This is a genomic window from Microcystis sp. LE19-131.1A (assembly GCF_027532015.1).
GTDB classification, from domain to species: domain Bacteria; phylum Cyanobacteriota; class Cyanobacteriia; order Cyanobacteriales; family Microcystaceae; genus Microcystis; species Microcystis ichthyoblabe_A.
The window spans coordinates 25749-33746 of sequence record NZ_JAPZSS010000074.1 but is presented as its reverse complement, the minus strand read 5'-3'; the positions used below and the strand labels follow the sequence as shown (position 1 = coordinate 33746).

At 46.0% G+C, this 7998-nt stretch carries 8 protein-coding genes, 1 tRNA gene and 1 pseudogene; 7 read left to right on the top strand and 3 right to left on the bottom strand.

Translation table 11 applies throughout. The features are described 5' to 3' along the window. Positions 1 to 135 precede the first annotated feature (135 nt). Positions 136 to 375, top strand: a pseudogene (locus tag O9323_RS22565) (DUF4276 family protein); the annotation flags it as partial. Between the two features lie 525 nt (positions 376 to 900). Here the strand turns inward: O9323_RS22565 and O9323_RS06775 are convergent. Continuing rightward, on the bottom strand, positions 901 to 1293 hold the full coding sequence (locus tag O9323_RS06775; protein ID WP_024970527.1) for a DUF4278 domain-containing protein: 393 nt from the start codon (positions 1291 to 1293) through the stop codon (positions 901 to 903). Between the two features lie 309 nt (positions 1294 to 1602). Here O9323_RS06775 and O9323_RS06770 point away from each other — a divergent pair, with 309 nt between their 5' ends. Continuing rightward, complete coding sequence (locus O9323_RS06770) at positions 1603 to 1776, top strand: hypothetical protein (protein ID WP_199309408.1); 174 nt, start codon at positions 1603 to 1605, stop codon at positions 1774 to 1776. A gap of 21 nt (positions 1777 to 1797) precedes the next feature. Then, positions 1798 to 2823, top strand: a complete 1026-nt coding sequence (locus tag O9323_RS06765) for an AI-2E family transporter (protein ID WP_002756224.1) — start codon at positions 1798 to 1800, stop codon at positions 2821 to 2823. Between the two features lie 25 nt (positions 2824 to 2848). Here O9323_RS06765 and O9323_RS06760 read toward each other — a convergent pair. Beyond that, a tRNA-Gln gene (locus O9323_RS06760) sits at positions 2849 to 2921 on the bottom strand. Between the two features lie 126 nt (positions 2922 to 3047). On the opposite strand from O9323_RS06760, the gene O9323_RS06755 reads away from it, so the two are divergent. Then, complete coding sequence (locus O9323_RS06755) at positions 3048 to 3233, top strand: hypothetical protein (protein ID WP_002736073.1); 186 nt, start codon at positions 3048 to 3050, stop codon at positions 3231 to 3233. On the opposite strand, the gene ctpC is transcribed toward O9323_RS06755, so the two are convergent. Continuing rightward, the gene (gene ctpC, locus O9323_RS06750; RefSeq protein ID WP_002756223.1) at positions 3223 to 4515 is read right to left on the bottom strand and encodes a carboxyl-terminal processing protease CtpC; all 1293 of its coding nucleotides are present in this window, start codon (positions 4513 to 4515) and stop codon (positions 3223 to 3225) included. The two genes, O9323_RS06755 and ctpC, sit on opposite strands and share 11 nt — an antisense overlap. Before the next feature lie 245 nt (positions 4516 to 4760). Between ctpC and O9323_RS06745 the strand changes: the two genes are divergently transcribed. The 3 genes from O9323_RS06745 to thiD all read left to right on the top strand — a co-directional run bounded on the left by O9323_RS06745 (position 4761) and on the right by thiD (position 7830). Further along, a complete protein-coding gene (locus tag O9323_RS06745; protein ID WP_004161872.1) occupies positions 4761 to 5582 on the top strand; it encodes a cell division protein FtsQ/DivIB in 822 nt (273 codons plus the stop codon). A gap of 193 nt (positions 5583 to 5775) precedes the next feature. Next, entirely contained in the window at positions 5776 to 7023 is a 1248-nt protein-coding gene (gene ftsZ, locus O9323_RS06740) for a cell division protein FtsZ (RefSeq protein ID WP_002738456.1), read from the top strand. A gap of 6 nt (positions 7024 to 7029) precedes the next feature. Further along, the gene (gene thiD / locus O9323_RS06735; RefSeq protein WP_288124869.1) at positions 7030 to 7830 is read left to right on the top strand and encodes a bifunctional hydroxymethylpyrimidine kinase/phosphomethylpyrimidine kinase; all 801 of its coding nucleotides are present in this window, start codon (positions 7030 to 7032) and stop codon (positions 7828 to 7830) included. Positions 7831 to 7998 lie beyond the last annotated feature (168 nt).

The following is a 7998-nucleotide window of genomic DNA, read 5'->3' as shown; positions in this document are numbered from 1 at the left end:
AATAATAATTCCTAGTAAGCTCGCTCCTATCCCTAATTCTTTCGTTAGCTTTTTGCCTAGAATCGCTAGATCTATTTCTAGCGAGAGAAGCCAGAAGCCTGTGTTGGCAAGTTTTCTAGCTCGCTTGTCCCCCTGTCAGGTAAACAAGACCTAGCAAAATCTATTCCTATAAAACTCAAAGCTTTCAATAAATCTAGTCCCAATACCAAATTTATTATTGTCCATGATCAGGACTCCCACGATTGTCAAAAACTCAAAAAAGACCTAGGAGAAATTTGTCAAAATGCCAGTGATGCTCAAGTCTTAATTCGGATTATTTGCCATGAATTAGAATCTTGGTTTCTGGGAGATTTAGCAGCGGTGGCCAAGGCGTATAAGTAGGTAGGCGTTAAAAATTATCAGATGCCCCCCTTATTAAGGGGGGATTAAGGGGGGATCCCCCCGCCTATCGGCACCCCCCTTATCAAGGGGGGCAGGGGGGATCGAACCTAAAATCCATTTTTAATTTAATTATAACCAGCTACTTAATTTAAATAGTCTCGGCCAAAAACAAAATAAAAGTAAATACAGAGAACCGGACCTGCTTAACTCGGCCAAACAAGAATTAAAAAAGCTAGTGAAAGAGTATTATGCAGGAACCCACTCTAAACAGATTGCCCCCCATCTTTCCCTAACTGAAAATAAATCGCGTAGTTTTCAAACTTTTATCCAAGGTATCAAAAATGTTGTGGAAATGATACAACGCCCCAATCCGAACCCGAACTAAAATAGACCTCGACCTAATATAATTAAAAGCTTGTAAACTCTTAACCAGGGTGATAATTTCTATCGATAAGATTTTTGCGCCCAAAAATATTCCCCCCGGCAGAACCGAGGGGAAAGTGGAGAAAAACCGCTAATCTAGCAGTTTAAGGCTAAGTCTTGGGATTCTTTTTTCAAGAGATTAACGAGGGTTTCATCCCCATTCTCTTGAGCGATTTGTAAACGACGTTCCAGACGAAGACGAATATTGCTCAGATGGACGCTAGAAAGGGTTTCCTCTTGGACGACAATAGGGGGTTTGACAACCGGCAACGGACAAGTGCTTGGGATGACTTGTCCAGCAAGATGAGGACGGGTGCTGTAGGCAACCCCACGATACTGACGATGCAGTTTCGGCTCTAATTGGAGCATATGGCGAGGATAATGGTGATTCCAGTCTTGACCTCGATATTTACCCCCGATATCTCCAGTCTTCATCTCCAAGGGGAGAGAATCCCTTTCGTACTTAACTCCTCGATAGGCTAACATAATATCACTGACTCCCTGCAATGCTTTAAAGTGACTTTAATCCCCCTTGTCGTCCCTATTTAGGGTCAACAAACGAAAAGATCTTATTTCTTATTCTGTATCTATTTTTACATTTTGTTAGGGAAATTGAAAAAACTTTATAAAAATTTAATATTTTCTAGTTGGCCATAGTATCCTTTTCCGGCTGAGTTTGGTTGCCCACCAAAGGAGCCTCTAGGGATTTGAGGATTAAGGGGGATGATTGCCAGATTTTGAGCAATTTTTAACCTCTTCAGGGATAAGATAGTGCTGGTGTCCCCTAAACATTCATCTATGAGCGGCTTTATTATCAAAATAATCTTGATATCGGCTTTAATTTCCCTGGGAATTAAATATCTTGCCCCTTTATTATCGATCGCTCCTGGTCCTCTTAACACTTTAATTCTGGTTTTTACTCCTTTTCTGCTCACGGTTTTTGCCCTCTGGAGACGGACAATAACTGATTAGGAATTTTTCTCCTTACTCATCATGACTTTTGGCAGCAGCTTCGGTTTAGTCCTGTTAGTCTTTTGTCTGTTGATTCTCTGGCAGATTCGACAGATTCTTTTATTATTATTGATGGCGATTCTTCTGGCTCAGATTTTAAATTTGGCTGTGACTTGGTGGCAGCGTCATCACCTGAAGCGTTCCTACGCCCTAATTATCACCCTTTTTGGCTTCTTTATTGGTATTATCGGTATTTTTTTAGTGATTATACCCGCTTTAGTCCAACAATTTCGCCAATTATTTAGTTTACTTCCCCAAGCTATAGAAAGACTCTGGGGACAAGTGCATCGTCTTGAGGATTATCTCGATCCTAGTCTGGCCACTGTCTTTCCAGACTTTAAAACGCTGCTGGCTCAATTACAACCCCTAATTAACCAAATTGCTGGCCGGGGTTTGAGCATTTTTTACGGTACTTTTGGCATTATCCTCAGCTTAATGCTAATTATTGCCCTGAGCTTGATGATTCTCGCCGATCCTGCCGCTTACTACCGTTGCTTTCTGCGTTTATTTCCCGCTTTCTACCGTTCTAGGGTACGATCGATCCTAGAACACTGCGATCGAGATTTAAAAGCTTGGCTAAAAGGGATTTTCTGTCATATGTTGATTATGACCTTGGGCAGTTGTTTGGGTCTATCCCTGATTGGCATTCCCCTCGCTTTTTCCCAATCTATTCTCGCAGGATTTCTCACCTTTATCCCCAACCTCGGGCCGGTTTTAAGCACGATTTTACCCTTTTCTATCGCCCTTCTGGAAGCTCCCTGGCAATCCTGGGCGGTTTTACTACTCTACAGCAGTATTTATCTGTTAATTCAGTATTTCGACCATCATCCACCGTTGCCCATTTTAACAGTGCGGTCGCTCAAGCTCTTACCCGCTTTTACCCTGTTGGCCCAGTTGTTTTTTGCCTCGATTTTTGGCTTTTTAGGGCTATTTCTGGCGGTTCCCCTGACGCTTATTGCTCGTATTTGGCTCAAGGAAGCTTTGATCAAGGATATTCTCGATCATTGACGGATTAGGGATAAAAAATCTTAAACTGGGGATCTAGGATTCGAACCTAGGAAATGGCGGGACCAAAACCCGCTGCCTTACCGCTTGGCTAATCCCCATTGGACAGACCTTTTTAATATTAGCATTTATCTCCCCGATTTTGTCAAGAAGTTGATAAAAATTTTTTACTTCGGGATTGAGAGACGCTATAAACAAGGGAATAGAGGGATTAAGGAGAAAAATCTATGGATAATAGCGCACAAAACTGGTACATTGTCCAGGAAAATACCGGAATTTGTCAGATTATAGCCCTAGAAAACGGAAAAACCCCAGTTAATGGTCAATACTGGGGTCCTTTTGCCGAGCGGGGAGAAGCGATCGCCCGTCGGGTGGGTTTAATTCGAGCGGGCAAATGTCAACCTATTGTTTAGCGGTATTGGTGGGCGTTTTCTTACCTTCCGCGATTTCTTTTTCCAAGATTTCAAAAGCTTTCTTGAATTGAGGATCCTGGAAAGTTCCCACCCGATCCCGTTCCTGTTGAAGATTTTTGCGCTCTTCCTCACTCAGTTCCGACTCCACATCCGGATGAATACCATCTTTATTGATGTCGCGTCCGTCGGGGGTGAGATACTTGGCAATTGTCACCGCTAATCCGGAACCGTCACTAAGACTGCGTACCGATTGCACTAATCCCTTACCAAAGGTTTTCGTACCGACAATAACCGCCCGATCATGATCCTGTAAAGCTCCGGAGAGAATTTCACTGGCACTGGCGGAACCACCATCGACGAGGACAACTAGGGGTTTATTAGTCAAAGCTTGATTGTTGGCCCGTTGACGTTCCGTCACCCCTTTGCGATCGACCGTAGAGACAATTAAACCATCGGGTATCCACATCCGAGCGATTTCGATGCTGGCGTAGAGTAAACCACCGGGGTTGGAACGCAGATCGAGAATATAACCCTTCACCTGTTCAGCTTCCAATTCGCGAATCGCTTGACTCATATCGCCACTAGCTTGGGCGCTAAATTGATTGAGACGGATATAACCGACTTTACCGATCGGGGTGTTTTCTGTGTGGGCGCGTACCGGGTGAATTTCAATTTTAGCCCGGGTAAGAGTCAATTCTTTCTTCTCCTCACCCCGTTGAATCGTGATCTTAACGCTTGTCCCCACTTTGCCGCGGATCATGCTCACCGCTTGATCGAGTTCCATGTCTGCGGTAGATTTATCATCGATAGCGATAATCACATCTTTGGGCAGCACACCAGCTTTAGAAGCGGGAGTATCTTCAATGGGTGAAACCACGACTAACTGCTTGGTTTTCTCATCTTTGGTCAATTGAATCCCTACCCCGGTCAATTCTCCCGATGTATCGATTCTCATATTGTTAAACTCTTTGGGATCCATAAAACGGGTATAGGGATCATTGAGAGTTTTCAACATCTCGCGGATAGCGGTGTATGCTTCCTCTTGATTTTTGTAGGAACGATTTAAATACTGATTGCGGATGGCGTTCCAGTCCGATTGATTAAAAGTGCCATCTAAATAAGTGCGGTTGATGATCTGCCAAACCTCATCAACGGTTTCCTTGGGACTTTCCTGAAAAAAAGCTTGACTTTGGGAGAGTCGGAATCCCGCCCCCGTGACGGCGACGGTAGACAGGACCACTGCTGTAGCACCGAGAACAAGTCCGCGTTTGTTGATAACCATAGGTAATTTTCGGATAAATTAGGCTGTTCTTGCCGGAACGCTCTTTCGGGCTGACCGTCGAAATATCTTGGCAAAAAGGAGCGTTTAGGTTTAATGGAGACAGACAAAAGAACGCCTGTAGACTACTACTGTTATAACATTTATTATCTCTTTCTTTGTCAAACTGGTTATTTGAGTAGCGATCGAGTTGTCAGCAGCCCACCTCGCGACCTAAGATAACAGCAAAACTGCCCCGGATTTCCCCTATGAGCGATCAAATTCTTTCATCCCTCTCCCTGGAACAAAAACGACAAAACCTGCGCCACCAAAGGCGATCAAAGGTGTGGCAAGCTCTAGGTCGCTTTCTGGTGGTTAGTGGTTTAGCAGCGGGATTAGCTTGGGGGATGACTTCACCCTATTGGACAATTACCAAGGCTGGACAGGTGGAAATCGCAGGCACGGAATTAATGTCCCCCGAGTCGATTCGCGCTTGGCTGAAATTAAGCTATCCTCTATCTCTCTGGGAATTACCTACCCATCAATTACGAGAAAAATTAGCGGCTATTCCCGCTATTGCCGACGTTAAGATCGAGCGGCAATTATTACCCCCGAAAGTGATTGTTTCTATTCAAGAAAGAAAACCTGTTGCCCGTTGGCGTTCCCATCAACAGCAAGGCTTTTTAGATGCCTCCGGAACGATAATTCCTCAAAGCTATTATGGTCGAACTCTGCCCAAAAACCAATTACCTAGCCTAGAAGTGCTTGGTTACGACCGACAATATCAACAACAGTGGCAAAAAATTTATCCCTTAATTGATAACTTATCCATTAAAATTGCCGCCATCGATTGGCGCAATCCTAGTAATCTTGTACTAAAAACCGAGCTAGGACAGGTCTATTTAGGTTTTTATAAAGATAGATTGCCCGAAAAATTAACCGCTCTCGTACAATCGCGGTCATTGTCATCCAAGATACCTCTAGCGCGAATTATCTACATTGATCTGAGCAATCCCGATGCTCCCACTGTACAATTAAAGCCACAGCCAGCCCCTAGGGTTGCCAAAGTAACGGCAACCGGTCGGGATTAACTGGAATTGATCTGCAAATAACCGCAATTATTCCCTTTGTGTATTGCTAAAAACCCCAAATTATGATTTTCTGAATCAGAAACTGATAATGTAGATACTGGAACCGACATAATATTAGTGATAGTGTTAACATTGCATCTTTAGATTCATCAAACCAATAACAGAATCTTGTACTAAGAGTGTTCTAATTCCAATGACATCGATTAATGAAATCGTTCCCACCTATCCCAATCTGAACAGTAACGATTATGCCAGTTCAGCTATGAGCGAAGATAATCATTACTCTCAGAATAATGCTGGAGTATTATTTACTCGTCCCCATGAATCACAGATGACACCCCGAGAAGAAAGTCGTAGTAATCGCATCGTGCCGAGCAATGTCGCCAAGATCAAGGTGATCGGGGTCGGCGGTGGGGGCTGTAACGCCGTTAACCGCATGATCGCCAGTGGCGTGACCGGAATCGAATTTTGGGCAATTAACACCGACGCGCAAGCCCTAGCCCATTCCTCCGCCCCCCAGAGGTTACAAATCGGGACAAAATTAACCCGCGGCCTAGGGGCGGGCGGCAATCCGGCCATCGGACAGAAAGCGGCGGAAGAATCTCGGGATGAAATCGCCCAAGCATTGGAAGGAACCGATCTAGTCTTTATTACCGCCGGCATGGGCGGTGGCACGGGAACGGGGGCTGCTCCAATTGTGGCCGAAATTGCCAAAGAAATCGGCTGTTTGACCGTGGGAGTTGTGACTCGTCCCTTTACCTTCGAGGGTCGTCGTCGCACTAATCAGGCCGATGAGGGGGTGGGCGGTTTACAAAGTCGGGTCGATACCCTGATTATTATCCCCAATAACCAGTTATTACAGGTAATACCCGCCGAAACTCCCCTACAGGAGGCTTTTCGCGTCGCTGATGATGTGCTGCGGCAAGGGGTGCAGGGCATCTCGGACATTATCACTATCCCCGGTCTGGTGAATGTGGATTTCGCCGATGTGCGGGCAGTGATGGCCGATGCGGGTTCGGCCCTAATGGGCATCGGCATCGGTTCCGGAAAATCTCGGGCTAAGGAAGGAGCGATCGCTGCTATTTCCTCGCCGTTACTGGAATCCTCGATCGAAGGGGCGAAAGGTGTGGTCTTTAATATCACCGGTGGTCAAGACCTAACCCTACACGAAGTCAATGCCGCCGCCGAAATTATCTATGAAGTGGTGGATCCCAACGCTAATATCATCTTTGGGGCAGTAATTGACGAGAAAATGCAGGGAGAAGTCAGAATTACCGTCATTGCCACCGGTTTTTCTGGGGAATCCCCCTCTCGTCCCACCAGTAACAAAGTGGTGATTAATACCCCCGCACCCAGTCCGGCACCCACTCCCGAACCACCAAAACCGGCGGGATTAGATATCCCCGATTTCTTGCAACGTCGTCGTCCTTTTGATCGCTAACCGCCTATGACTGCCATTGCCCTCACCATCGCTGGTTCCGATAGTGGTGGCGGCGCGGGAATTCAAGCTGATTTGAAAACCTTCGCCTTCCACCGAGTTCATGGCACCAGCGCCCTTACCTGCGTTACCGCCCAAAATACCCTGGGGGTCGAGCGCGTCGAATCCTTAAGTCCAGAAATGGTAACAGCCCAAATCGATGCGGTGGTCAGGGATTTCGGTGTGTCAGCGGTCAAGACGGGAATGCTGTTTAGTAGCGAGATTATCGAAGCGGTGGCCGAGGCGATCGAGCGCTGGCGTTTAACCAGTTTAGTGGTGGATCCGGTTATGGTTTCGCGGGTAGGAGCCAAATTAATTGATGATCGGGCTATAGATAGTCTTTTTAATAGTTTAATTCCTCTGGCTTCGATTGTTACCCCTAATCGTTACGAAGCACAGCTTTTAAGTGGCATCGAGATCAATGATTTTGAGACGATGAGAGCGGCCGCCGAAATTATTTTCCAGAAGTCAGCCACACCAGTATTAGTGAAAGGAGGAGCCATGAAAGGCCGGCTGCGTGGGGTTGATATCTACTTTGATGGGGAGGAATGGCAAACTTTTAAGACCAGAAGCGTCGAAACCAATAACACTCACGGGACTGGTTGTACCCTATCGGCAGCGATCGCGGCTAACCTCGCTTTGGGTGATGACCTAAAAATAGCGGTGAAAAACGCCAAGGATTACGTTACTAACGCCCTTGAGCATTCCCTCGCTATCGGTAGCGGAACCGGTCCAGTAGGCCATTTTTACCACTTAAAAGCCCTAAATTAGTCAATTCATAACCACTACTCCGCGTATTTCCCCCAAGTACCCCAGAGTTGCACTGGTCGCCCCTCGGTTCCCCTCTCGGTCTATCGGGAATTAGTCAAAGAATTGCAGTCCACCCAGGCACGGGTGGAATTTCTAGAAGCACAAAACCAGCGGTAATGATTCGGTAGT